This window comes from Myroides sp. N17-2 (assembly GCF_002286775.1).
GTDB lineage: Bacteria > Bacteroidota > Bacteroidia > Flavobacteriales > Flavobacteriaceae > Flavobacterium.
Genome location: NZ_NSGJ01000023.1, coordinates 16,958 through 41,605, shown reverse-complemented (window position 1 = coordinate 41,605; position 24,648 = coordinate 16,958). Strand labels below are relative to the sequence as shown.

At 33.8% G+C, this 24,648-nt stretch carries 23 protein-coding genes; 14 read left to right on the top strand and 9 right to left on the bottom strand.

Translation table 11 applies throughout. The features are described from left to right. Nucleotides 1-52 precede the first annotated feature (52 nt). The 3 genes from cdd (at nucleotide 53) to CF599_RS10755 (ending at nucleotide 3,230) form a co-directional block, all read left to right on the top strand. Nucleotides 53-535, top strand: coding sequence for a cytidine deaminase (cdd, locus tag CF599_RS10770; protein WP_121966038.1), 483 nt, complete (start codon nucleotides 53-55; stop codon nucleotides 533-535). Nucleotides 536-1,236: 701 nt separating this feature from the next. After that, the gene (locus CF599_RS10760; RefSeq protein WP_121966037.1) at nucleotides 1,237-2,634 is read left to right on the top strand and encodes a hemolysin family protein; all 1,398 of its coding nucleotides are present in this window, start codon (nucleotides 1,237-1,239) and stop codon (nucleotides 2,632-2,634) included. A 176-nt stretch (nucleotides 2,635-2,810) separates the two neighbouring features. Continuing rightward, nucleotides 2,811-3,230: a GNAT family N-acetyltransferase gene (locus tag CF599_RS10755; RefSeq protein ID WP_121966036.1), complete on the top strand. Its 420-nt coding sequence runs from the start codon at nucleotides 2,811-2,813 to the stop codon at nucleotides 3,228-3,230. Nucleotides 3,231-3,255: 25 nt separating this feature from the next. Here the strand turns inward: CF599_RS10755 and CF599_RS10750 are convergent, their stop codons facing one another. Then, nucleotides 3,256-4,401, bottom strand: a complete 1,146-nt coding sequence (locus CF599_RS10750; protein WP_121966035.1) for a multidrug effflux MFS transporter — start codon at nucleotides 4,399-4,401, stop codon at nucleotides 3,256-3,258. 85 nt (nucleotides 4,402-4,486) lie between these two features. Here CF599_RS10750 and CF599_RS10745 point away from each other — a divergent pair, with 85 nt between their 5' ends. Together CF599_RS10745 and CF599_RS10740 are read left to right on the top strand one after the other, a co-directional pair. Further along, nucleotides 4,487-5,263, top strand: coding sequence for a helix-turn-helix domain-containing protein (locus CF599_RS10745; RefSeq protein WP_121966034.1), 777 nt, complete (start codon nucleotides 4,487-4,489; stop codon nucleotides 5,261-5,263). Between the two features lie 12 nt (nucleotides 5,264-5,275). Beyond that, complete coding sequence (locus CF599_RS10740; RefSeq protein ID WP_121966033.1) at nucleotides 5,276-5,854, top strand: uracil-DNA glycosylase family protein; 579 nt, start codon at nucleotides 5,276-5,278, stop codon at nucleotides 5,852-5,854. 12 nt (nucleotides 5,855-5,866) lie between these two features. Here the strand turns inward: CF599_RS10740 and CF599_RS10735 are convergent, their stop codons facing one another. Together CF599_RS10735 and putP are read right to left on the bottom strand one after the other, a co-directional pair. Continuing rightward, the gene (locus CF599_RS10735) at nucleotides 5,867-7,048 is read right to left on the bottom strand and encodes an MFS transporter (protein WP_121966032.1); all 1,182 of its coding nucleotides are present in this window, start codon (nucleotides 7,046-7,048) and stop codon (nucleotides 5,867-5,869) included. A 175-nt stretch (nucleotides 7,049-7,223) separates the two neighbouring features. Beyond that, a complete protein-coding gene (putP, locus tag CF599_RS10730) occupies nucleotides 7,224-8,726 on the bottom strand; it encodes a sodium/proline symporter PutP (RefSeq protein WP_121966031.1) in 1,503 nt (500 codons plus the stop codon). Nucleotides 8,727-8,956: 230 nt separating this feature from the next. Between putP and CF599_RS10725 the strand changes: the two genes are divergently transcribed. Next, on the top strand, nucleotides 8,957-9,346 hold the full coding sequence (locus CF599_RS10725; protein ID WP_121966030.1) for a hypothetical protein: 390 nt from the start codon (nucleotides 8,957-8,959) through the stop codon (nucleotides 9,344-9,346). A 672-nt stretch (nucleotides 9,347-10,018) separates the two neighbouring features. Here the strand turns inward: CF599_RS10725 and CF599_RS10720 are convergent. Beyond that, nucleotides 10,019-10,759: a phosphatidylcholine/phosphatidylserine synthase gene (locus tag CF599_RS10720; RefSeq protein WP_121966029.1), complete on the bottom strand. Its 741-nt coding sequence runs from the start codon at nucleotides 10,757-10,759 to the stop codon at nucleotides 10,019-10,021. A 412-nt stretch (nucleotides 10,760-11,171) separates the two neighbouring features. Here CF599_RS10720 and CF599_RS10715 point away from each other — a divergent pair, with 412 nt between their 5' ends. From CF599_RS10715 to CF599_RS10705, 4 genes are all read left to right on the top strand, one after another. Further along, entirely contained in the window at nucleotides 11,172-12,281 is a 1,110-nt protein-coding gene (locus CF599_RS10715) for a DUF4105 domain-containing protein (protein WP_254050281.1), read from the top strand. Nucleotides 12,282-12,316: 35 nt separating this feature from the next. After that, nucleotides 12,317-13,054 (top strand): tyrosine-protein phosphatase, encoded by a 738-nt coding sequence (locus CF599_RS10710; RefSeq protein ID WP_121966027.1) that lies wholly within the window; start codon nucleotides 12,317-12,319, stop codon nucleotides 13,052-13,054. A 313-nt stretch (nucleotides 13,055-13,367) separates the two neighbouring features. Continuing rightward, entirely contained in the window at nucleotides 13,368-13,589 is a 222-nt protein-coding gene (locus CF599_RS19850; RefSeq protein WP_254050280.1) for a helix-turn-helix domain-containing protein, read from the top strand. Between the two features lie 99 nt (nucleotides 13,590-13,688). Beyond that, nucleotides 13,689-14,681 (top strand): ATP-binding protein, encoded by a 993-nt coding sequence (locus tag CF599_RS10705; RefSeq protein WP_254050279.1) that lies wholly within the window; start codon nucleotides 13,689-13,691, stop codon nucleotides 14,679-14,681. A 154-nt stretch (nucleotides 14,682-14,835) separates the two neighbouring features. Here CF599_RS10705 and CF599_RS10700 read toward each other — a convergent pair whose 3' ends face one another. Next, a complete protein-coding gene (locus CF599_RS10700; protein ID WP_121966026.1) occupies nucleotides 14,836-15,225 on the bottom strand; it encodes a DUF1573 domain-containing protein in 390 nt (129 codons plus the stop codon). A 232-nt stretch (nucleotides 15,226-15,457) separates the two neighbouring features. Between CF599_RS10700 and CF599_RS10695 the strand changes: the two genes are divergently transcribed. The 3 genes from CF599_RS10695 (at nucleotide 15,458) to CF599_RS10685 (ending at nucleotide 19,550) form a co-directional block, all read left to right on the top strand. Beyond that, nucleotides 15,458-18,091 (top strand): valine--tRNA ligase, encoded by a 2,634-nt coding sequence (locus tag CF599_RS10695; protein WP_121966025.1) that lies wholly within the window; start codon nucleotides 15,458-15,460, stop codon nucleotides 18,089-18,091. Between the two features lie 73 nt (nucleotides 18,092-18,164). Then, nucleotides 18,165-18,800: a TatD family hydrolase gene (locus tag CF599_RS10690; RefSeq protein ID WP_121966024.1), complete on the top strand. Its 636-nt coding sequence runs from the start codon at nucleotides 18,165-18,167 to the stop codon at nucleotides 18,798-18,800. A 33-nt stretch (nucleotides 18,801-18,833) separates the two neighbouring features. Then, entirely contained in the window at nucleotides 18,834-19,550 is a 717-nt protein-coding gene (locus tag CF599_RS10685; protein ID WP_121966023.1) for a ThiF family adenylyltransferase, read from the top strand. A gap of 93 nt (nucleotides 19,551-19,643) precedes the next feature. Here the strand turns inward: CF599_RS10685 and CF599_RS10680 are convergent, their stop codons facing one another. The 3 genes from CF599_RS10680 to CF599_RS10670 all read right to left on the bottom strand — a co-directional run bounded on the left by CF599_RS10680 (nucleotide 19,644) and on the right by CF599_RS10670 (nucleotide 22,881). Then, entirely contained in the window at nucleotides 19,644-20,300 is a 657-nt protein-coding gene (locus CF599_RS10680) for an NAD(P)-dependent oxidoreductase (protein WP_121966022.1), read from the bottom strand. Between the two features lie 126 nt (nucleotides 20,301-20,426). Continuing rightward, entirely contained in the window at nucleotides 20,427-21,626 is a 1,200-nt protein-coding gene (locus CF599_RS10675) for an aromatic amino acid transport family protein (RefSeq protein WP_121966021.1), read from the bottom strand. A 49-nt stretch (nucleotides 21,627-21,675) separates the two neighbouring features. Next, nucleotides 21,676-22,881, bottom strand: a complete 1,206-nt coding sequence (locus CF599_RS10670; protein ID WP_121966020.1) for an aromatic amino acid transport family protein — start codon at nucleotides 22,879-22,881, stop codon at nucleotides 21,676-21,678. Nucleotides 22,882-23,084: 203 nt separating this feature from the next. Here CF599_RS10670 and CF599_RS10665 point away from each other — a divergent pair, with 203 nt between their 5' ends. Continuing rightward, on the top strand, nucleotides 23,085-23,501 hold the full coding sequence (locus tag CF599_RS10665) for a Fur family transcriptional regulator (RefSeq protein WP_121966019.1): 417 nt from the start codon (nucleotides 23,085-23,087) through the stop codon (nucleotides 23,499-23,501). On the opposite strand, the gene CF599_RS10660 is transcribed toward CF599_RS10665, so the two are convergent. Further along, nucleotides 23,498-24,481 (bottom strand): YpdA family putative bacillithiol disulfide reductase, encoded by a 984-nt coding sequence (locus CF599_RS10660; protein ID WP_121966018.1) that lies wholly within the window; start codon nucleotides 24,479-24,481, stop codon nucleotides 23,498-23,500. The genes CF599_RS10665 and CF599_RS10660 overlap by 4 nt on opposite strands. Nucleotides 24,482-24,648 lie beyond the last annotated feature (167 nt).

Here is a 24,648-nt window from a genome sequence, read left to right as displayed (position 1 = left end):
AACCATCCCCAAAAGATGCGTTTGGATTTTTTATCTCTAATAGTCAAGGATTATGAAAAAAATTGAAATTGTTACAACGTTTTTAGAATATGACTCTTTAGCGGAGTTGACAGTAGCTGATCAAGAATTAATGAATAGAGCAATAGAGGTTCGTAAGAATGCTTATGCACCATATTCTAAATTTAGAGTAGGAGCTGCTATCTTGTTAGAAGATGGTACTGTAGTGGTAGGGTCTAATCAAGAAAATGCTGCTTTTCCATCTGGATTATGTGCAGAACGTACAGCGATATTCTATGTGGGAGCAAACTATCCAGGTAAGAGGATAGTAAAGATGGCAATCACTGCATCTTCTGACTTAAAAATAACTAATAGTCCAATACCTCCTTGTGGAGCTTGTAGACAAAGTATCTTAGAGTACGAAGTAAAACAGGATACTCCAATCGAGATGTATTTTATGGGGGCTGAAGGAAAAGTATGTTATTCGCCATCATTGGTAAATATCTTGCCTTTCCACTTCGATAAAGATTCTATGTAAAATAGTTTATCTTAAACCCACATTACTCATTAGCCAAATACTACAAAGCAATTCTACTTTATAGCTCTTTCATTAGCTCCAAAACCATACTATAGTATGCTTTCATCACTAATTCAGACCTATTTTGTATAATTACTTTTCGTTTATATGTCTATTGCGTAATCTGGGTTAAACCCACATTACTCATTAGCCAAATACTACAAAGCAATTCTACTTTATAGTTCTTTCATTAGTACTATATCGTGCAATTGCTTTTTTACCTGTCTATCCTGTATTTTGGGTTAAATCTACAACTAAAGTTGCTACTATAAATTCTGCTTTGCATAGATACAATTAGCATTTGACTGACTGTGTTTTAGTGCTAAATAGGGTTATGTACTATTGGGTGGCTAAAATTGATAGGTAGACTATCTTTTAAGTTCAGTCCTTAAGCAATTTATTCTTAGTTGAATATTTCTGAAACATTTATAGTGTTTTAGTTACTTATTATATATAATCATATTAATTGTACTTCATTTTGTATTAATAAAATGAAGGTATAGCTATTATAATTGTACGCATACCAATAATTTTTTAAAATTAATAAACATTGATATCTGCTGTATTGATTTAATTGTTAATTTTGATACTTGATTTATATCGCAATGATATAAATCTTAAGCCATTAAAAAGATTTAACATTGGCTTTTTTAATTCATAAAATGGATACATACGCCCAGATCATTACAATGCTAGCTAGTTCTAACATTGTACACGAAGAAATTTCAGTAGGTAAATTATTACTTACATTATTTTTAGTCTTGTTAAACGGATTTTTCGTTGCAGCAGAGTTTGCAATCGTAAAGGTTCGTACTTCTCAAATTGAAGTACATCAAGAACTAAATTCAAAAGTAGCAGGTATTGCTAAAGGTATCGTAGGTAACTTAGATGCATACTTAGCTGCAACACAATTGGGGATTACGTTAGCTTCACTTGGTTTAGGATGGGTTGGAGAAAGCTCATTGACTCCAGTGATTATGTATTTATTTGAGTTTTTTGGTTTTTCTGGACCAGAATGGTATGCAGTAGCAAAAAGTGTTTCTTTCCCGTTAGCATTCGCTATTATTACAATTCTACATATTGTGTTTGGTGAATTAGCGCCTAAATCACTTGCAATTCACTTTCCAACCAAGACAACTTTTACAGTAGCGTGGCCATTGCGTATATTCTACTTTGTATTTAGACCTATCATTTGGATGATGAATGGTTTAGCAAATGGTATATTGCGTTTAATGGGTATAAGTCCTATACATGGGTCTGATATTCATACAGAAGAAGAGTTAAAAATGATTATTACTGAAAGTCAAGAAGGTGGTGCCATTGAAGAGACTGAGAGAGTATTAATCCAGAATGTGTTTGACTTTGACGATAGACGTGTAAATAATATTCAAAGCTTGCGTAAGAATGTTTCTGCAATAGAAATAAATACAAGTGTATTAGAGGCAATTGATTATGCTATTAATGAAGGGTACTCACGTTTTCCGGTATATGAGGATAACTTAGATAATATAAAAGGAGTAATCTATACTAAGGACTTGATGAAAGCAATGATTCAAGATAAAACGAATACTTCTTTAGCATCATTGTTACGAGAACCAATCTATATTTCAGAGAATACACTTATTAAAAATGTATTAAAACAATTTCAAGCAAAACACTTACAGATGGCAATAGCTACGAATGAAGTAGGTGAGTTTACAGGAATTGTAACAATGGAAGATATATTAGAAGAGCTTGTCGGTGAGATTCAAGATGAGTATGATAATGAAGAACCTGTAGTAGTAAATATTGGAGAAGGTAAATATGTTGTGAGTGCACATTATAACCTTTCAGATATCAATAGATTATTACCTATTAAGTTTGAAGAGAGTGAACATTATGATACTTTAGCTGGTCTAATTGGTGAAGAATGTGCTAATGATGAGTTTAATGTAGGTGACGTTATAAGACTTGATGATTATGAAGGTAGAATACTTAAGATGTATCGAAATTCAGTAGAACAAGTAGAGTTAAGTCTTCTAACTAAAGAGCAAAAAGAAAGTCAATCAGACGATAAATAATAAATAGAAGGCAGTTTCAAAGAAACTGCCTTTTTTTATACTTACTATTGAGCATAGCCTAGAGGGATTACATCAGCGAATTGCTACAATTTATCACATATTACACGAAGCGTTTGGTGGAGAAACCAAGCCATAATATATTTGTTATTATTTACCATTATAAGCAATAGTAATTTATGATTTATAAAGTTTCTTACGATTTAATAGAACCAGATGATTATATACAGATGCGTATTAGTTGTGGATTATCTGAGAAGAGAGTGATGGCTGCGGTCATAGGATTAGCAAATTCACTTTGTTGTATCTCTATCTATGATACAGAGGATGATAATAAGTTCATAGGTATGGGGAGATTAGTAGGTGATGGAGGATGTCACTGTCAAGTAGTAGATATCTGTGTATTGCCAGAATATCAAGGACAAGGACTAGGTAAGCTAATTATGACAGAGCTAACCACATTTATAAATGATAACTTGCCTGAATCGTGTTATGTTAACCTCATAGCTGATGGAGAAGCATATAAGTTATATGAACAATTTGGTTTTAATGATGTATGGCCAGCTTCGAGAGGAATGGGATATGTAAAGAAAAATTAGTTAAAAGAGCACTTTATAGTTTTGTCTATAAAGTGCTCTTTTTAGGTTTTAAAAGTAGTGATACAAATAATGTTATTACAGAAAAACCGATTATTACCATAGCAATACTTGGCATTTTACTACTGATGAATAACCCCGTTCCTATTAGGATGTAGTATAACAATCCAAATAATGCACTTGCACTACCGATAGAGGATTTATACTGTAATAAGGCTTGACTTAAGATATTCGGGATAGCGATACCAAAAGCAGTTACTATAAATATCATAGGAATTAAAAAGTATAAGTTATTGCCTATAGTAAGAAGAATTATAGCGCTAACTATAGCGATTAGTGCAGCTATCTTTATCAAGGTATTAGGTAAGTATCCTTTTTCTAATAGTTGTTTGTTTATAAAACTACCAACAAATGAACCTATTGCTAGTATTACACCACTATAACCATAAACAGTAGGACTGAGTCCTTCTTGTTCAAAGATAAAAGGAGCAAAAGAGTAATAGCTAAATAGCATCACATTATAAGACATAACCAATAAGGCATATTTCCAAAGTAAAGAATCTGTATACATTGTCTTCGCTAGGTTGATTATCTTGACGAATGTTATTCTGTCGTTTGTTTGCTTCGTTTCATTAAGAGAAAAATACGAAGTCCCAAATAGCAGGATTGATAAAGTAGCTAAAACAGTGAATATACCTAGATATCCATAATGCTCTGAGAGAATTCCTCCTGTTAATAAACCAACCACTGGACTGATAGATAGTGCTATCCCCATAATCGAGAATACCTTTGCTAGCTCGAGTCCTGTATAACTATCTCTCATCATCGTCTGTGTGATGACAGATCCTACAGCGATACCGAAGGCAGCAATAAAACGAGCGATTAGGATCGTCTCAAAGTTAGTCGCTATTAAGGCTAATACTGACGCAAGCGTATAGGTTATTAACCCGCTGAGCATTGCTTTTCTTCTGCCAATATAATCACTTAAAATACCCCAAAAGATTACTCCTAATGCAAATGCTATAAAGTAAATGCTAATCGTTAGAAGGGTTGTTTCTTTAGGAATGCCAAATGCTTTTGCTAAATGTGTAAGTGCAGGACTATAGATCGTCTCAACAAACTGTGGAAACATCATTAATATGATCATCAGACTTAAACTGTTCTTTGTTTTCATTGTTTTTTAATTTTTGACAAAGATCAGTTGAGATTGTACTATCTTTATAATACTATAAATACAATTAATATCAATATACGGACAGATGGCGTATTTGCATTCGGAACAACCTTTTTACCCAGAGCGAATTGATTTGCCTATAATAGGGCTTGCTTCTGATTTGGTACAACACGATTCTGGTTTTCATCAGCACGATGAGCACCTACAACTTTTATATGCTCCGAGTGGATGTATGACTTTGATAACTGAGGATACACAAGTGATCTTGCCGCCTAGTCGTATGTTGATTATTCCTGCAGGAATAGCTCATCGAGTTTTTTTTAGGAATGTAGTGTCTTATCGATCTATTTATTTTAAAGCAGATAATAAACTGTGGGATACTGATGTTATTCAGGTGTTCGAAGTGAACCCTTTAATAGAGCAAATCATTGAGCGTATGTGCTATTGGGAGTGGAGTACTTACTCAAAAGAACAACATGCTTTAATCACAGTGTTTAGTCACGAACTTAAAGCAGCTATTAAGGAAGATTATCATTTAAAGATACCTAGTGATAGTAGGTTATCTACCTTGATGCAACAGATAATTATAGATAAGAAAGTGCCTCCTTTTTTAAAAGAAATAACTCAGGAAGTAGGGGCAAGTGAGAAGACTATTTCTCGGATCTTTAAGAAAGAAACAGGGATGGTCTATCAAGATTGGCGCCTTCAATGGAAGTTTTATCGATCTCTAGAGTTATTAGCCGAAGAGATGCCTATTTCTGTAGTAGCAGATGAGTTAGAATTCTCTTCTGATAGTGCCTTTATTGATTTCTTTAAAAAGTATGCTGGTAAGACACCTCATAGATATTTGACAAGAACATAATTTATACTACCGATGGATAGATTTGATGACTTACTTAGAGATATTAAAGTCTGTAAGATATGTGATAAAGAATTGCCTTTAGGAGCGAATCCTATTGTATTATCTAGTATGCAGTCAAAAATAGTAATTATAGGGCAGGCGCCGGGACTAAAAGTACATCTATCTGATATTCCCTTTAAAGATAAAAGTGGAGAGCAGTTGCGTAGATGGTTAGGAGTGACTGAAGTGGAGTTTTATAATACAGCGAACTTTTCCATTATTCCGATGGGATTTTGTTATCCAGGTAAGGGAAATAATGGCGACTTACCACCTAAGAAGATTTGCGCTCCGACTTGGCATCCACAGTTGTTAGAACAGTTAACTAACGCTAAACTTATTCTGTTAATAGGAAAGTATGCACAAGATTATTATCTAAAGAATAGCAAATCGTTAACAGAGAATGTATATGCCTTTCACGAGTATCTACCTACTTATTTTCCACTGCCTCATCCATCCCCTAGAAATAATATTTGGAAAGCCAAGAATCAATGGTTTGAACAGGAAGTTGTCCCTGTACTACAGCATCAAGTCAAATTATTATTAGCAACCTAAAGTAGTGTAGTACTACACAGTTCGTTTAAATGAAAGTTGTTTTCTAACCATCATATAGATTAAGCTTAAGATAATCACTATTGCACTTGCGTACATAATCGTAGGGATATGTGTTAGATTGTCTTTATAGTACCAACCTGCTAAGAATGCTCCTCCACCAACACCAGCTTCTAGAGCGATGTACATCGTAGAGACAGCACGTCCTCGTTGATCAGGTTGACTGAAGTCTATCGTCCATGCATTAAGCGCAGGAGATAGGATACCTAGTGAGATACCATAGACAAATGCTCCTAGATATAATCCGTTTACAGATTCGTAAAAACCAATGATTATAAGGGAAATAACTAGTAATACTAATCCGATATTAATAATAAGAACACGACCATATTTATCCGATACTTTACCAGCGACAAATCTTACTAATAGTGATGAGATGGTAAAGATCATAAAGAATATACCTTTGTTTTCTAAGCCTAAATGACCAGTCCAGTCAGGAATCAATGTTAGAATCACTCCATAGGCGATGTATGACATAAATGTAACAAAGGCAGCAGGAAATACGCCAAGGTCAAAGATATCTTTACCTGATATTTTAAGTAGTTTAAAGGAGAACTTTTCTTTCACTTTTAAAGTTTCCTTCATATTCATTAAGATTACTATAGATAGTAATGCGAAGGCAGACGAGGTGTAGAATAAGAAATCTATAGAAGTGTACATCTTGATTGTACTACCGATGGCAGGACCTATAGCCATACCTGTACTAAAACTTATCCCGTGTAACCCTAATGCTTCTCCCCATCTTTCCTTAGGGACTATATCCGCTACATAAGCAGCTGTAGCTGTAGGTTTAAAACCTGTAGAAAAACCGTGAAGTAGCCTTAAAAATAAGAAACCAGATACAGAAGTTAAGATAGGATACAGTAGGCTACATACGAAACATACGATAGACCCGATAGCCATAATAGGTACTCGACCTATCTTATCTGTTAACTTACCACTAAAGGGACGAGATATTCCTGCTGTGATAGTGAATAGACCTATAATTAATCCCTTATATTCTGCTCCACCTAGACCTGATAAGTAATCAGGCAACTCCGGTATAAGCATATTAAAACTAGCAGAAAATAATAATGAACTTAAACAAACTAGAATAAACTGTGTATTATATATAGGGTGTGAATTAAATCTAGGCACGTACTTTGGTTTTAATGAGATACAAAGTTATCAGATTACAACTTCCTGTACAATAATTTTTCACTCTAACTATTCTAGATGAAACGATAGCATAAAAAAACTCTAGATACACGAACTCATTTAATTGAGTGGTGTATCTAGAGTTTTTAGTATTTAAAGAATCTAGTATATCAGATTATTTTTCTTTGTGGTAGATAGCGTCTGCTTCATCAAACTTCTCTATCATATCTGTAGAAGCTTGTTTACCGAAGTTAGATACTAAGTATATTGCTAATGAACTGAATATAAAACCAGGAATGATTTCGTATATAGTATCACCAAATAATATTGGCCACACAATAACCGTAATAGCACCTATCGCTACTCCTGCGAATGTCCCCATACCTGTTGTTTTTCTCCAGAATAGAGTGAATAGTATTGCAGGACCAAATGCCGCTCCAAAACCTGCCCAAGCATGTGCTACTAGTGAAAGAATCTTACTATCAGGATCATAAGCAATAAATATAGCTACTAATGAGATTAATAATACAGCAAATCTTCCCATCCATACTAATTCCTTTTGACTTGCAGTTCTTCTAAAGTATGCTTTATAGAAATCTTGAGTTAATGTACTTGAAGACATTAATAGTTGTGCGCTTAGTGTGCTCATTACTGCTGCTAAGATAGCTGATAATAAGATACCTACTACCCATGGGTTAAATAACTGTTTGATTAATTCGATGAATATCATTTCGTTATCTTTCGTTACTACACCAGCTAGTTCTGGGTGTTTATAGTAGTAGCTAATCCCTAAGTATCCGATAGTTACAGCACCTCCTAGACATAGTGTCATCCAAGACATACCTATGCGTCTAGCATTCTTCATTGTCTTCACACTATCAGCAGCCATAAAACGAGCCAAGATATGTGGTTGACCAAAATAACCTAATCCCCAAGCTGCTGCACTAATAATAGCTACAAATCCTACTTTGTGAGTAAGGCTGTTATATGGGATACTAGTTGCTAGTGAAGCCTCATTTGTATAAGTAGTGATGGCATCCCATCCTCCCATATATAAAATGATCATTACAGGTGTAAGTATTAAAGCGAATAACATTAATGTCGCTTGTATCGTATCACTCCAACTCACTGCTAAGAATCCACCTATAAATGTATATGTTATCGTAGCTAAGGCTCCTAGATATAGTGCATTAGTGTATTCCATATGGAATAAAGTCTCGAATAATCTTGCTCCTGCTACCATACCTGAAGCACAGTATATAGTAAAGAAGAATAAAATAGTTATAGCAGATACAGTTTTTACTAGTTGACCATCTTTACCAAATCTGTTATGAAAGAAGTCTGGCAATGTCAGTGCATTATTATTAATCTCTGTATGTACTCTCAGACGTCCTGCTACTAGCTTCCAGTTATAATATGCACCAATGATTAATCCGATAGCAATCCAGCTCTGAGATAATCCTTTTGCAAATATAGCACCAGGTAGTCCCATTAATAGCCATCCTGACATATCGGATGCTCCTGCTGATAATGCAGTTACTAATGGACCGAAGCTACGTCCTCCTAGGATGTAGTCCGAAAAGTCTTTTGTGCGTAGGTAAGCTACAATACCTATTCCTAAAACAATTACTAGATATATAGCAAAAGTGATAATAGTTGGATCTATTTTGTCAAACATTTTTTTGTTATTTTTTTGCTAAAAATATTTAATTATTTTAAATAATGCAAAATATATACGTTTTTTCTGTCTAGAATATTCATTATGCAATGAATGTGTGTTCTTGTTGTATGCTGTGACTTTGTATTTTGAAAGGGATATTGACTTTCAGAAGAGGATTTGTTAACAATTGTTATCGTCATTTAGTTCGTCTACTTATAATTTTGTTTCTATTAATAAAATGAGAACAAATGAATAATAAAGATTTAGTTAAGAATGGTTTACAACTCGTATTGGAGAACCCTAGTTATGACATACCTCTTATAGAAACATATTTTTCTAAGAATTATGTACAATGTGTTGACGGCAAGAGATTTGACTACACTATGTTCACTAAACATATTAAGAAAGTAAAGGAGTTGACTACAAAGTTATCTATTGAGTTTAATTATATAGCAGAAGAAGGTAATCTCGTGTTTACAAACCATACTGTTACAGTGATTATGAAGGATGGAACGCAAGATCAAGTGAAAGTAATCGCTACATTCATTATAGAGGATAGACAGATTGTTTTTTGTGATGAACTAACATTGCATTTGGACAATCATCAAAAAACTAAAGACCTAGGTTCAGTGGTGTAATGTACTATAAAACAAGAAGCCCTATACGGGGGGTAGGGTGTATAGGGCTAAAAGTAGTATGAAAAAAAAGTTTATAGTAATGATAACAAGAAATGTGCCAACAGAGTTTTTTTCTGTGACTATCTGCTTGTTTTATCTGCAATTACTCAATTGGTGATTTTTGGTATTTTATATTGGTCGAAAATGAGAATTACTAAAGGGGTTTTAATTATTACAGATTTGAGAAATAAGTTTTTTTTGTGATCTTTAAATACTGATTACGTTGTTGTTCAATCCTAAAAATAACTTGTTAAATGGAATCTACTAAGTTTAATAATAATGCTTTTTTTGTAAGTGTTTTGTGCGTTTTTTTGCAGTGGTCGCATAATGGTCGCATAGTGGTCGCATAATGGTCGTATAGTTTAGGCCATTTTTAATGCGACCATTATGCGATCAAACTACGATTATTATCCCATCACTGTTTTATAGTTGTTTATAGTTTGTTCTAACGAAGTTATAAGTGTTTTGTGAATTGTAAGTGATAGAAAGTTAATGTTTAGCGAGATATGACTTTAGTACAGAAGATATATTAAATGTATAGAGGATGTTTTATACAAAAATAAGGGCGATATACATAGTACATCGCCCTTAGGTATTTTGATTATAGACTATAAGAATAGCCTAGTGTTTTTTTTAATTCGCAGGTTGTTTAGTTGTCATATTCTTAATGATAGACAATAGAATATATACGATAATGATAACAGGTATCGCTAAGTATTGTAATACAGCAAGTAAGATAATTGATAAAATCACAAATCCTATTTGAAGTTTATATGCTCCTAAGTTGTTAGGTTTGACTTTTAATGAGAATAGTGGTAACTCTGCATTCATAATAATAGCACTTAAGATACTGATTACTACTAATAAATAAGGATTACTTAGTACTGATATAACAGTCTCTGACGAAGTAGTAGAGATAATCATAGGGATACTTAGTATAAATAAAGCATTACCTGGTGTAGGCAGTCCGATGAATGAATCAGTCTGTCTCGTATCTATATTAAACTTCGCTAATCTATATGCAGCCCCTAATGTGATGATAAATCCTAAGTAAGGTACTACTCCCATATAGTAAGTCTCAGGAGTAAGATTATATATCTCTTGATTCTCTTGAATATTGGCTAACATTTTATAAACGACTAACCCAGGTACTACACCACTAGTCACCATATCTGCTAATGAATCCAACTGTAGGCCCATTTCACTTTTTACATCTAATATACGTGCGACGAATCCGTCCCAATAGTCAAAAAAGATCCCTATACATACCCATAGAAAAGCCATATGGATATTATCATCAAATGCATACACTAAGGCGATTAACCCAGAAAGTAGGTTTAGTAAAGTGATGGCATTAGGAATGTGTTTTTTCATAATAGAAATTTGTTTTGTTTATATAAACCTATAACGGGTTTACTTGTGTTTATTGTTACAAATGTATCATAAAGTTAGTGATTTTTATAGTGCATAGAGGGATTACTTTATATAGTTTAACTATTACCTTGGTTGTCTATAGTCAATAAAATGTTGTAATGACTAGGTTGTTTTGTTGTAAAAAAAGTTGGGTGCTTGTTTTTAATTGAGATAAATCGGATTTAGTACTATGGTATCCTGTGTTTTAGAATGTGAAGCTAAGATGTGATAAAATGATGTATAGTATTTTTGATAAAGTGAGTAGTATAAATGATTTAAGAAGGTAAGATGTATTAATGTTCTAGAGGTAATTCATACATTAGCAAAGTATTTTAGAGTATAATCTAATAGAGTAAAATATATGATAAAAAATGTGATATATATACTGTTCTGCCTGTTGATAGGGCAGTTGACATATGCGAATGATAGACCATTATCTGATAGAGCAGAGATAAGTGTTATTACTTGTGGAACAGGGAATCAGTTGTATTCATTGTTTGGACATATAGCTATACGTATTAATGATTCATTCGAAGGGATAGATCGAGTGTATAACTATGGTATGTTTGCTTTTAGTGAACCTAATTTTTATGGGAAGTTTGTGAAGGGGAATTTACTGTATTTTGCAGAATATTCTACTTATAGAAATTTCTTAGAAGGTTATGTCTATGATGGACGTGCTGTGTATGAACAAGTTTTAGATATATCTGATGCAGAGAAGCAGGTGATATGGACTAAGCTTAATAAATCTCTAGAAGAATCTAATAAATATTATATCTATAAGTTTATCGATCAGAACTGTACGACTAAGGTGGTAGATATCGTAAATAGCAGTATCAAATCTCCTGTAAAGGTAGACGTAGAAGGCAATACAGATACATATAGAACAATCTTGAATACTTATCTAAGAAGTAGATATTTCGAGATGCTAGGAATAAACTTGATATTCGGAGCTAAGGTAGATGCTCAGAATACATTATTGTTCTTACCAGACAAGTTTATGGAAGGGTTAGCAGAGACTAAGATAGATGGTAAGCCATTAGTGTCTGAGACTATCACGGTATTCAAACCAGAACAAGTAGAGGAAACTCCTAGTTTAAGTCTTAACTCGATGTGGTTCTTTAGTGTAGCAGTCTTAGTATTAGCAGGGTTGATGACTTATCAAGGGGTAAGAAGCGTATACTTCGTTATTATGGGATTATTAGGGTTATTCTTTTTTGGAGTAGGATTTTATTCATTACACGGAGAATTGTTGAATAATAATACGGTATTACTGTGTAGTCCTGTATTCTTATTATTACCTTTTTTTAGAAAGAAAGAGAAGATAGTGAAGGGATTACAATTGTTAGCACTAGTTTGCGTAATTTTGTACATTGTTCTTAATATTACTAGTGAGAAACTCTTAGTTACTCTACCTTTAGTATTATTGACATTAATAAGTATAGCCATTGAGATGCGCCTATTTAAACGTGCCAAGCGATAAGTTATTTATATCTGATTAAAAATACACTATAATATATGTTTTCATTTTTTAAATCTAAACCTGAGTTAAAGACCTTAATACCTAATAATTTTGTGGATATACATTCACATTTGATGTTTGGTATAGATGATGGGGCACAGACTAAAGAAGATACTAAAGCGATCATTGAGTCTATGAAAGCGTTAGGCTTTGATCAGGCGATTACTACACCACATACTACACCTTTAGTATGGGATAATACGAGAGAGGGAATCTTAGCGAAGTATGATGAGGTGTTACAAGTACTACCTAAAGAAGCTGCTTCATTAAAGTTAAAAGTAGCATCTGAGTATATGATGGATGAGAGTTTCTTACAACGTGTGTTGTCTGAAAAACTGCTAACGATAAAGGATAACTATGTGTTAGTAGAGATGTCATACATTAATCCTCCTATCCAGTTAATGGATATCTTGTTTCACTTAAAGTCTAATGGTTACGAGATTATCCTAGCACATCCTGAGCGTTATAACTTCTATCATAAAAATACAGAGATGTATAAGAAGCTAAAAAAGTCAGGTTGTAAGTTTCAGATGAATCTACTGTCTACTACAGGATATTATGGTGGGCACGTATTAGGAGCGGCTAATCATTTGCTGAATAATGATATGATAGATTATGTAGGATCTGATATTCATCATATGAAGCATATTAGAGGCTTTGATGCTAAGATACAAATCAAAGAAGTAAAGAATCTAGAGAAAGCGATAGCAAATAATGTTTTCTTTAAAGAGTAAATATAAATGATCTTAGATCATGACAAGAGAAAGGGATGACGAGAGTTATCCCTTTTTTAGTTTTTAATAGGGTTGATTTTTATAGAATGGTTTTAAGGAGAGTGTTATTATATAATGAGTGTAGTAACATAATTTAGGGATAAAGTAGATGAATCATAAGTAGCAGTTATATTAATGATGAGGGGGGAGAGAAAATGATATAGATATGCAAATCTATGTTATCTTTGCTAAGTTGATTATTAATTAGTTACTTCTTATTTATGTTAATCAGCATATAATTATTGTGTAATATTTGGTTCAAAAAAACAAGTTTATGCCTGAACAACAAAATATAGAATATAAAAGTGCCTGGCACGATGATTATTTAAAGTGGATATGTGGTTTTTCTAATGCGATAGGCGGTATTATTTATATAGGTAAGGATGATGTAGGGAACGTAATAGGAATTGAAGGTTATAAAAAACTTATGGACGATATTCCTAATAAAGTACGTAATGCTATGGGAATAACTGTTGAAGTTAATTTGCATGAGTAGTTAGAAAAGTATTTTATAGAGATTATTGTACTTCCATATTCAGTTCCAATTTCTGTAAGAGGAAGATATTATTATCGTAGTGGGAGTACAAAGCAAGAATTGATAGGTACAGCCTTAAATGAGTTTCTTTTAAAGCGGGCAGGTAAAACATGGGATGATGTTATTGAACCTAGAGCAAATTTCGATGATATTGATGAGGATATGCTTACTCTATTTGTCCAAGAGGCAGTATATTCAGGACGTCTGCCTGATAGTAGAGGTTTGTCAAAGTTACAGTTATTAGAAAAATTAAGACTAACTGAAAATGGTAAACTTAAAAGAGCAGCAATTATTTTATTTGCGAAAGACCCTATCAAGTTTTATCCCAATTTACAAGTGAAAATAGGACGTTTTGGAAAAGATGATGCAGATCTCCTTTTTCAAGAAAATGAAGAAGGATGTTTAATTAAGATTCTTCAAACTATTTTGGAACAATTGATTCATAAGTTCATATATAAGGATGTTTCATTTGATGGTTTGAAAAGGCTTGAAACTAGTGAATATCCTATTGCAGCATTACGTGAGGTTATATTAAATGCTTTAGTACATCGGAATTATATGGGAGCTCCTACACAGATTAGAGTGTATGATAATAAAATAATTTTTTGGAATGAGGGAACTCTTCCTCAAGGGTTAAATTTGGAACTATTAAAAGGATTTCATACTTCACAACCAAGAAACATACTTATTGCCGATGTTTGTTTTAAAGGGGGATATATTGATTCTTGGGGACGTGGTATGTTTAAAATATATAATGCATGCAAGGAAGCAGGATTACCAGAACCTGAAATACAAGAATTGCAAAATGGATTACTAGTAACGTTATTTAATAGTAATAGTGTGCCAAAATCATATAGTAAAACTAATTTAAACGAACGACAACAGAAGGCTTTAGAGTTTGTGAAAGAGTATGGTAGAATTACTAATAAGGAATATCAAGAACAGTTCAATGTGTCTAGAATCACTGCGACACGTGATTTAATTGATTTGGTAGAACAAAAGATATTAAAGTCATCAGAGACTAAAGGAGCAGGGTCTTATTATGAATTTTAATTGCATCATAATTGCATCATTTAGCAAATGGTGTGCGGTATGTGTATGGTTTAATATTAGTTATTGGTGATGAGTAAATATAACGGCTGTAATAGCTGTGTAACAAAAAAGGGATTGCGTTAGCAATCCCTTTTGTTTTTCTTTCTATTTCTGATTAGTTGCTTACCACATCACCTTTAATGCGAAGTGCTACTACACCGTTAGTGTAGTTTACAGCATTAGATTCTACAGTGATAGTTCTACTGATTTTACCAGGAGCCATATTGTACTGTACATCAATTTTACTTTTTTGACCAGGTAAGATTGGTTCTTCTGGTTTAGAAGGTACTGTACATCCACAAGTAGATCTTACAGCAGTAATGATTAAAGGTTCATCACCAACGTTAGTAAACTCAAAAGTTCTAAGACCATTGTCTTTACCTCTTACAACTGTACCGTAATCGATAGTGTTGTTCTCTGCTTTAAATTGTATTTTAGGTCCTTTTTGTGCAAACGTAACTGCACTTGTTAAAACCAAAACTAATAATGCTAAAATGTTTTTCATTATTCTTCTATTTGTTGTTTTGTAAAATTAAAAACTTTGGAAATATGTGCAAATAAAAATAAACATTTTAAAAGGAAGATGTTATCTTTTGTAATTACGCATTAATCCATATTTTTGCATATAACAAAGATACGTAAAAAGTAATCGTGCTTAAATTAAAATTTAATTAAAGTATTGTTACCTTTAGATGCGACTTTAAATAATGTTAAAAACAAGTAAAATTAATAAGTAAATGACAATTCCTGCACAATTTGACGCGAAGCAAGTAGAGCAAAAATGGTATCAGTACTGGATGGAGAACAATTTTTTCCACTCAACACCTGATCACAGAGAGGCTTATACGATTGTAATACCACCACCGAACGTTACGGGTGTATTACACATGGGACATATGTTGAACAATACGATTCAAGATGTATTAATACGTCGTGCTCGTTTAAAAGGGCTTAACGCTTGTTGGGTACCTGGAACAGATCACGCCTCTATCGCTACTGAAGCTAAAGTCGTCGCAAAATTGAAAGAGCAGGGTATCAATAAAAACGACTTAACACGTGAAGAGTTCTTAGCACACGCTTGGGAATGGAAAGAAGAGTACGGTGGAGTAATCCTTGATCAACTTAAGAAGTTAGGTTGTTCTTGTGATTGGGATCGTACAAAGTTTACTATGGATCCAGCGATGTCTGAGCAAGTGATTAAGACTTTTGTTGACCTATATAATAAGGGATTAATATACCGTGGTTACCGTATGGTAAACTGGGATCCAGAAGCTCAGACTACTTTATCTGATGAGGAAGTTATCTATGAAGAGCGTCAAGGGAAACTATACCACTTAAAATATCAAATCGAAGGAAGTACTGATTACTTAGTGATTGCTACTACTCGTCCAGAGACTATATTAGGTGACTCGGCTATCTGTATTAATCCAAATGATGAGCGTTATACACACCTGAAAGGGAAGAAGGCTATCGTGCCTATCTGTAACCGTGTTATCCCTATTATTTTTGATGAATATGTAGATATGGAGTTCGGTACAGGATGTTTGAAAGTAACTCCTGCACACGATGTGAATGATAAAGACTTAGGTGTAAGACATGATTTAGAGATTATCGATATCTTTAATGCTGATGCTACACTTAATGAGTTGGGATTACACTACGCTGGAAAAGACCGTTTTGTAGTGCGTAAAGAGATAGAAACTGAGTTAGAGTCTATCGGTGCGTTAGATAAAGTAGAAAATTATATCAACAATGTAGGTACTTCTGAGCGTACGAAAGCGGTGATAGAACCAAGACTTTCTGATCAGTGGTTCCTTAAAATGGAAGAGTTGGCTAAGCCTGCTTTAGCTGCTGTAATGGAGACTGAAGAGGTGAAGTTATACCCAAGTAGATATAATAATACATATAAAAGCTGGTTAGAGAATATCCGCGATTGGAATATCTCTCGTCAGTTATGGTGGGGACAGCAGATACCTGCATTCTATTATGGAGCTGGTAAAGAAGATTTCGTAGTAGCAGAGACTATCGATGCTGCTGTAGAGTTAGCAAAAGTGAAGTCTGGTAATACTGGGTTAACTGCTGCTGATTTAAAACAAGATGACGATGCGTTAGATACTTGGTTCTCTTCTTGGTTATGGCCGATGTCTGTGTTCAATGGAATCACTGATCCTGAGAACGAAGAGTATAAATACTACTATCCAACAAATGATTTAGTGACTGGTCCAGATATTATCTTCTTCTGGGTAGCACGTATGATCATGGCTGGATATGAGTACACAGGTAAAAAACCATTTACTAACGTGTACTTCACAGGTATCGTTAGAGATAAACAACGTCGTAAGATGTCTAAATCATTAGGTAACTCACCGGATGCATTAGGATTAATCGATAAGTTCGGTGCTGATGGAGTACGTGTAGGACTGCTATTATCTGCTGCTGCAGGTAACGATATTATGTTTGACGAGGAGTTATGTGCTCAAGGTAAGGCATTCACTAATAAAGTATGGAATGCATTCCGTCTGATCAAAGGATGGGAAGTATCTGAAACTATACCACAGCCTGAGTCATCTAAGGTATCATTAGAGTGGTATGAAGCTAAGATGCAAAGTGCATTAGTAGAGATAGAAGACCACTTCTCTAAATACAGAATCTCAGATGCACTTATGGCTATCTATAAGTTAGTATGGGATGACTTCTGTTCATGGTTCTTAGAAATGATTAAACCAGGATACCAACAGCCAATCGACAAAGTTACTTTTGATAAAACAATTGCATTGTTAGAAGCAAACTTGAAGTTGTTGCATCCATTTATGCCATTCTTATCAGAAGAGATTTGGCAACATATTAGTGAGCGTACAGCTGAGGAAGCTCTTGTAGTATCTTCTTGGCCAGAGATGAAGTCGTTTGATGAGAACTTAATTAAAGAGTTCGAATTAGCAACAGAAGTTATCGCGGGTATCCGTACAATAAGAAAAGACAAAAATATTTCGTTTAAAGAAACGATAGATTTAAAAGTAATCAACAACGATAAAGCATCTACTTACTTTGATAGTATTATCTCTAAATTAGGAAACATCGTTTCTATAGAGTATGTAACTGAGCAAGTAAGCGGAGCGTTATCTTACCGTGTTAACTCTAATGAGTACTTTATCCCTGTAACAGGAAGTGTAAACGTAGAAGAGGAAATCGCTAAGTTAGAAGAAGAGTTGAAATACTTAAAAGGGTTCTTGAGATCTGTACAAGGTAAACTGTCTAACGAGAAGTTCGTAAGTGGTGCTCCTGCTCAGGTTATTGATAACGAGAGAAAGAAAGAAGCAGATGCTTTAGCTAAAATAGCAACTATCGAACACAGCTTAGCTGGGTTAAAATAGTCAAGTAATCTCTTAGTATATAAAGCCCCTAGTTAGTTTAGACTAATTAGGGGCTTTTTTTTATCTTCGCTTTATGAAAATCAATATACACACACACCATAGTACAGGACAAAAAGAGATAGTGGAGATTGTAAATCAGTACCCTACTACTTTAGATAATACACTGTCTGCTTATTCGGTAGGGATACACCCGTGGTATATCAATGAAGAGCATATAGAAGAGGAATTAGCCTTGTTAGAACAACAGATACAAGGTGTAAACTGTTTGGCGATAGGGGAGTGTGGAATAGATAAGAAGATCAATATTTCGTTAAATGTTCAGCTTGATGTGTTTAAGAAACAATTACTACTTGCAGAGAAATATAAAAAAGCAGTAATTTTGCACGTCGTTTCAGCATACCAAGAAGTGATTGCTATCAAAAAGGAACTAAACATTACAGTACCATTGATTATTCACGGTTTTAATAAGAAGCAGCAAGTAGCAGAGAGTCTGTGGAAGAATGGGTTTTACCTTTCTTTTGGCAAACACCTTATTTATAATGAAGCTTTAAGAGATACGTTTGCACAGGTACCAAGAGAGCAAATATTCTTAGAGACGGATGATGCAGAAGAGATAACAATTGTTGAGGTATATGAGGTAGCAGAGCAATTGGGTAAGGATATTGAGCGACAGATAGAAAAGAATTATAAAACAGTATTTAATAGATAACAGCAGTCAGCGACTGATTAATAAATAGAATAAATGGCAATTTGGCAAGAGAGAGCAGAATTACTTTTTAAAGAAGAAGGGTTGCAAAAACTAAAGAACGCAAAGGTATTAATAGTAGGAGTAGGTGGTGTAGGATCGTTTGCAGCTGAGTTTTTAGTAAGAGCAGGAATAGGAAATCTGACTATCGTAGATGGTGATACAGTAGATATAACAAATATCAATAGACAGTTGCCAGCATTGCATTCTACTGTTGGAATGCCAAAGGTAAAAGTAGTTGGTGATAGACTGATGGATATAAATCCAGAATTAAATTTAGTGCGTATCGAAGAGTTTATCTCTCCTGAGCGTGCACACGAGATCGTAACAGCAGACTTTAATTATGTATTAGACTGTATAGATAGCGTGACTCCTAAGATTAATCTAATCTTAGCGGCTAAGCGCAAGAAAGTAAAAGTTATCAGTGCAATGGGAGCAGGTGGTAAGATGATAGCAAGTAAGGTGGTAGTAAAGGATATTGGTAAAACGACTGTTTGCCCTTTAGCAAAGCAAATCAGAAAGCGCCTTAAGAAAGAAGGTATAACTTCTGGAGTGAAAGCAGTGTTCTCATTAGAGATGCCGGATGAGGATAGCCTAAAATTAACTGATGGTACGAACTATAAGAAATCGTTCTACGGTACGAATAGTTGGATGCCAGCGTTGTTTGGATTAAACGCAGCAGAAGTTGTAGTAAGATATATTATCTCAAAATAAAATAAAAAGGCTGTATCAGTAAGGAATGATACAGCCTTTTTTTAGTAAGGGAAGAATTGTTGTTGTTTCCTTAATTGGGGACTTTTATTGGAACTAATATCCTATTGTGAACTGTTTGTTTAAGAACTGTTCATTTTCTATTTCATCTGTTATAGCTACCGCTACATCTTCTACAGATACTCTACTTCTACTTTCACTATCGAAGACTGGTGTATTTGTACCTATTCTATAATGTCCAGTTCGCTTACCAGGATTGTTTGGATTCATTTCCATTGCAGGACTAAAATAGGTCCATTTAAAAGCACTTTCTTTTGCTAATATATTCTCAAAATAATCTCTTACAGCTGTAGCTCCTGGCTTGATAAAATCAGGAAAGTCTGGTGTATCTACTAATTGTAGTCCTGGTTTGATATACAGTGTACCCGCACCTCCGATAACGATTAATCTTGATACTCCTGCTTCTTTTACAGCCTCGTGAATAGCATTAGCACCAGTGGTAAAGTCGTTGTATAAATTAGGATTTGTCCATCCTGCATTAAATGCGCTAATGACAATATCAGCACCTTTAAGAGCATCTACTAATTTGGCTTTATCAGTAATGTCTAAGGCTACTTTTTTAACTAAAGAACTATTCGATACTGAAGTTGTATTTCTAGCAATGGCTGTAACGTTGTATTGACGTTGAATTAATTCATTTAATATAGCAGAACCTACATATCCAGTTGCACCTATCAAAACTATATTTTTCATATTCTCTATGTTTTATAGGGCAAATGTACTGAGAGGTAATGCTTTAAAATAATAAAGCCGACTTAATCTAGATATTTCTTAATCTAGGTTAAGTCGACAGGTATATTGTTTCTGTCAATGAGACAGTTAGTATGCAGGTATAATCTCAGCAACCATCAACCCTTGCAGTAAAAAAATTAGTATCGATAATCCCCATAAGAACAAGAAAGCTAATTTCTGTAAAATAGGTTGTTTTACGCCAGCTTGCTTTTGGGCTTTGCTCAACATTAGCATTGGCATAATTAGGGCTAATACAACTAGTGGTACTGAGGCATAACCAAGGGCTATCACAAAACCATCAGGATAAAATATAGCAAATAGCAATGGTGGTGCAAATGTTAGTACCATAGCCGATATATTATTCTTGATAAGAGGTTTGTTCTTACCTAAGTCTTGAATATAGTCTTTTAAAGCCATTGCAACGCCCCAAAAAGAGGTTAGTAATGCTGCTGAGGCAAATAGTGTAAAAGAAACACTAATTAGTTCTGAGTCGTTTACTTGTTTTACTGCTTTGACTAATCCGTTTATTTTAGAGTTCTCTTGTAATATTGTAGTAAATGTGCTACTGTCTAAATTCCCTAAAAAGGTAAGCTCCCAAACTAAGTACAAGATTAATGGAGTAATACTCCCTATTAAGAATACTAATTTTAATTGTTTAAGATTACCATCTAGATACTTTACTAATGTAGGGATAACAACATAGAATCCAAAGCTTGTAAATATTACAGGAATAGTCGCTAATACAGGTATGCTAGAACTAGGCATATGCTGTAAGTGGATCATCTCTATTTTAGGAAGTAGTAGAGCCATTACGATACACAAGAAAATTAGTTTACAAGAAAAGACAATCTTATTACTAAAATCAACCACACGAGTGCTGAAAGCTATGATGCTTCCGAATATTAGTGTAAATAAGAATGCTGAGGTATGTGAAGATATTTCAATATTAAACCAATGGGCTATATTTGTTCTGAATATTTCTCCACCTCCTGTAATATAAGCACTTACTAAGGCGTACATCAGTACTAACATACTAATAGCTGTAACTACAGCTCCTGAGTTACCAAGATATTTTACAGTTAACGTATTTAATCCGTGAGTAGGAGGATTGTATTTATATACATCTACCAAAAGTATTGCAGTATAATACATAGCAAACCAGATACAGAACAAGATAAAGGCCATAAATGTAAACCCTACACTTGCTGAGATAATTGGCATTGCTAACATTCCTGCTCCGATTGTCGTACCTGCGACAATTAGAATACTTCCGATAATTTTTTGCATTTTGTATTTATTTTAATTTATTTAATTTGAAGAGCTTGCACTCAATTTGTTAGTCTAAAATAGGTAGTATACCCATAGTCATTAGTATCTGTATTATTAGAATACCTACTCCAAAAGCAATAATCAGGCTAAAGATTACTTTTTGTAAAAAAGAAATAGATTCTTTACGTTCTTGTTTTACCTTGATATACATTAATACAGGGATAAATAAAGAGGTAATCACTACAGAAATAGCAGCATAACTAAGTGCTATTACAAATCCTTTAGGATAATATAACGCAAATAATAAGGGTGGTATAAATGTGATTAGGTATAGTATTACTGCGTTCTTACCAAACGTTTTTTTCTTACTTAAGTCTTTTACATAGTCAAATAACGCTAGTGCCACACCTAAGAATGACGTTAATATAGCAGCAGAGAAGAATATATTAAGAGGAATATTCATCCATTTAGAGTCAGACACCCCATTAACAGCAACTATGACTGCTTCTAATCCTTTGGTCTCTTTTATGATCGCAAAGAATGTCTCTGGTTCAATACTACCTAATATAGATAATTGCCAAATAAGATAAACGACTAACGGTAATAAACTCCCATAGATAAAAGCTTTTTTAAGTAGCTTAATATCTCCGTTTAGATATTTGACCATACTAGGAACCACAATGTGAAAACCAAATGAAGTAAAGATAACAGGAATAGAAGAGTAGAATAGTTTACTTTCTAAAGGCATTTGTAAGAGGTTATCTATTTTAATATGTCCGCAGATTACTACTATAACAATAAATAAGAATAACAGTTTTATTATAAATATCCATCTTGTCGCTATATCTACTATTCGAGCTCCTAGACCTACGATACCTCCGAATAGAATAGTGAAGATAAATGCTGTGATCTGAGGACTTACATCAGTATCTAACCATTTGCTTAGGTTTAATCTTAAGATATCACTACCTCCTGCTATATATGCACTGACTAGGGCGTACATTAACGTTAGCATACTTATTCCAGTGACAATAGAGCCAGCTCTTCCTAAATATTTATAAGTCATTGTACTTAATCCATCTTCTGGATTATTGTCTTTATATGTTTCTACTAGTAGAATGGCTGTGTAGCACATTGCTAACCATATTAGTATCATTACTATGGTAATGCCTATAAATCCTACTCCTGAAGATATAATTGGCATGGCTAACATTCCACCTCCAATTGCTGTACCCGCTATGATAAGGGAACTTCCTATAAGTTTACTATTCACTTTTAGTTTATGTTTTTAGTTTGATTGTAGTAAAAAAATAAATATATGTTTTTATTTATTACTATAACAATCAAATATGTTTATTTGTGATAAAATATTTTAATTGTTTTTAAGCCAATTTAATGTTAACTATAAACTGATTACAGGAAACTACAGGATAAGTAAACATTGCTTATCTTTGTTTATAGACAAAATGAGAGAATATGAGTACCCTTAGTTTAGAACAAGAATTACAAGCCAAAAAGATTAACCCTACTGCAATGCGCCTATTAGTATTGAAGTTTTTAAAACAACAAAAGGGAGCAGTATCACTTGCTGATATTGAAGCAAGTTTTGATCAATCTGATAGAGTGACATTATATAGAACAGTAAAGACATTTGAAAGCAAAGGGTTGCTTCATAGTATTACGACTAATAATGTGACTCAATATGCATTATGTGCTAAGGAATGTGATGAAAGTCATCATCACGATACTCATCTACATTTTGTGTGTAGTAATTGTAAAAAGACAATATGTCTAACACAAGTGTCTATTCCGAAAATAGAAATACCAGAAGGTTTTCAATTGGATGATATAGACGTAGTAGCTAAAGGGGTGTGTAAGGAATGTAAGTCCTAAAATCGACGATATCGATATTTAGAGAAAATGTGGTTAAGAATGGTAACAGCGTGAATTCTAGAGTTCTCAATAAACCAAGTGTGCGTGTTTAAACCACCGCATACTACACCTGCTAAATATAAGTTCGACACATTTGTTTCCATAGTTTCTGTATTGTAAGTAGGAGTACGATTCTCATCTGTAGAAATAGTTACTCCTAATTGTTCTAAAAAGACAAAGTTAGGACGATATCCCGTAAGTGCAAGGACAAAGTCGTTTTTTATTGTCATTTCTTCATTATTACCCTTGATTATAATGGTGTTATCTGTTATTTCTGTAATACTACTGTTAAATAGCGCAGTGATACTACCTTCTGCTATCCTGTTTTCTATATCAGGTTTAACCCAATATTTGACATGAGAGCTTATTTCTTTATCTCTAATGACCATAGTTACATTTGCTCCTTTTCGGTAACATTCTAATGCTGCATCTACAGACGAATTACTTGCTCCTACTACCACTACATCCATACCTGCATAGTAATGCGGATCTGTATAGTAGTGTGATACCTTAGTTAGGTTTTCACCAGGAATGTTTAGTGGATTAGGGATGTCATAGAATCCTGTAGCAATAATAACATCTTTTGCTGTATAGTTGTCTTTAGAAGTATTTACTTCAAATAACCCCTCATTGTTCTTAGTGCTACTTAGTACCGTTTCAAACAAGTGAATATTTAGTGTATTAGTTGTTGTTACTCTACGGTAGTATTCTAACGCTTCACTTCGACGTGGTTTATTCTCCTTACTAATAAAAGGTATGTTATCTAGCTCTAATAGTTCAGAAGAGGAGAAGAATTGCATATTGACAGGGTAGTGGTATAGAGAGTTTACTAGACATCCTTTCTCGATGATTAGATAAGATAATCCTTTGTTTTTAGCTTCTAAGCCACAAGCGATCCCTATAGGTCCACCTCCAATTATAATTATGTCAAAATGCTTCATGATATTTCTATTTCCTATTATTCCGGAATAAGGGATAGACAGATAAACAAAAAGGAATTATACGAAATAGGTCTGTATTAGTAGTTGAAGCATACTGTAGTATGGTTTTAGAGCTAATAAAAGAGATATAAAGTCGAATTACTTTGTCGTATTTGGCTAAAGCTGAT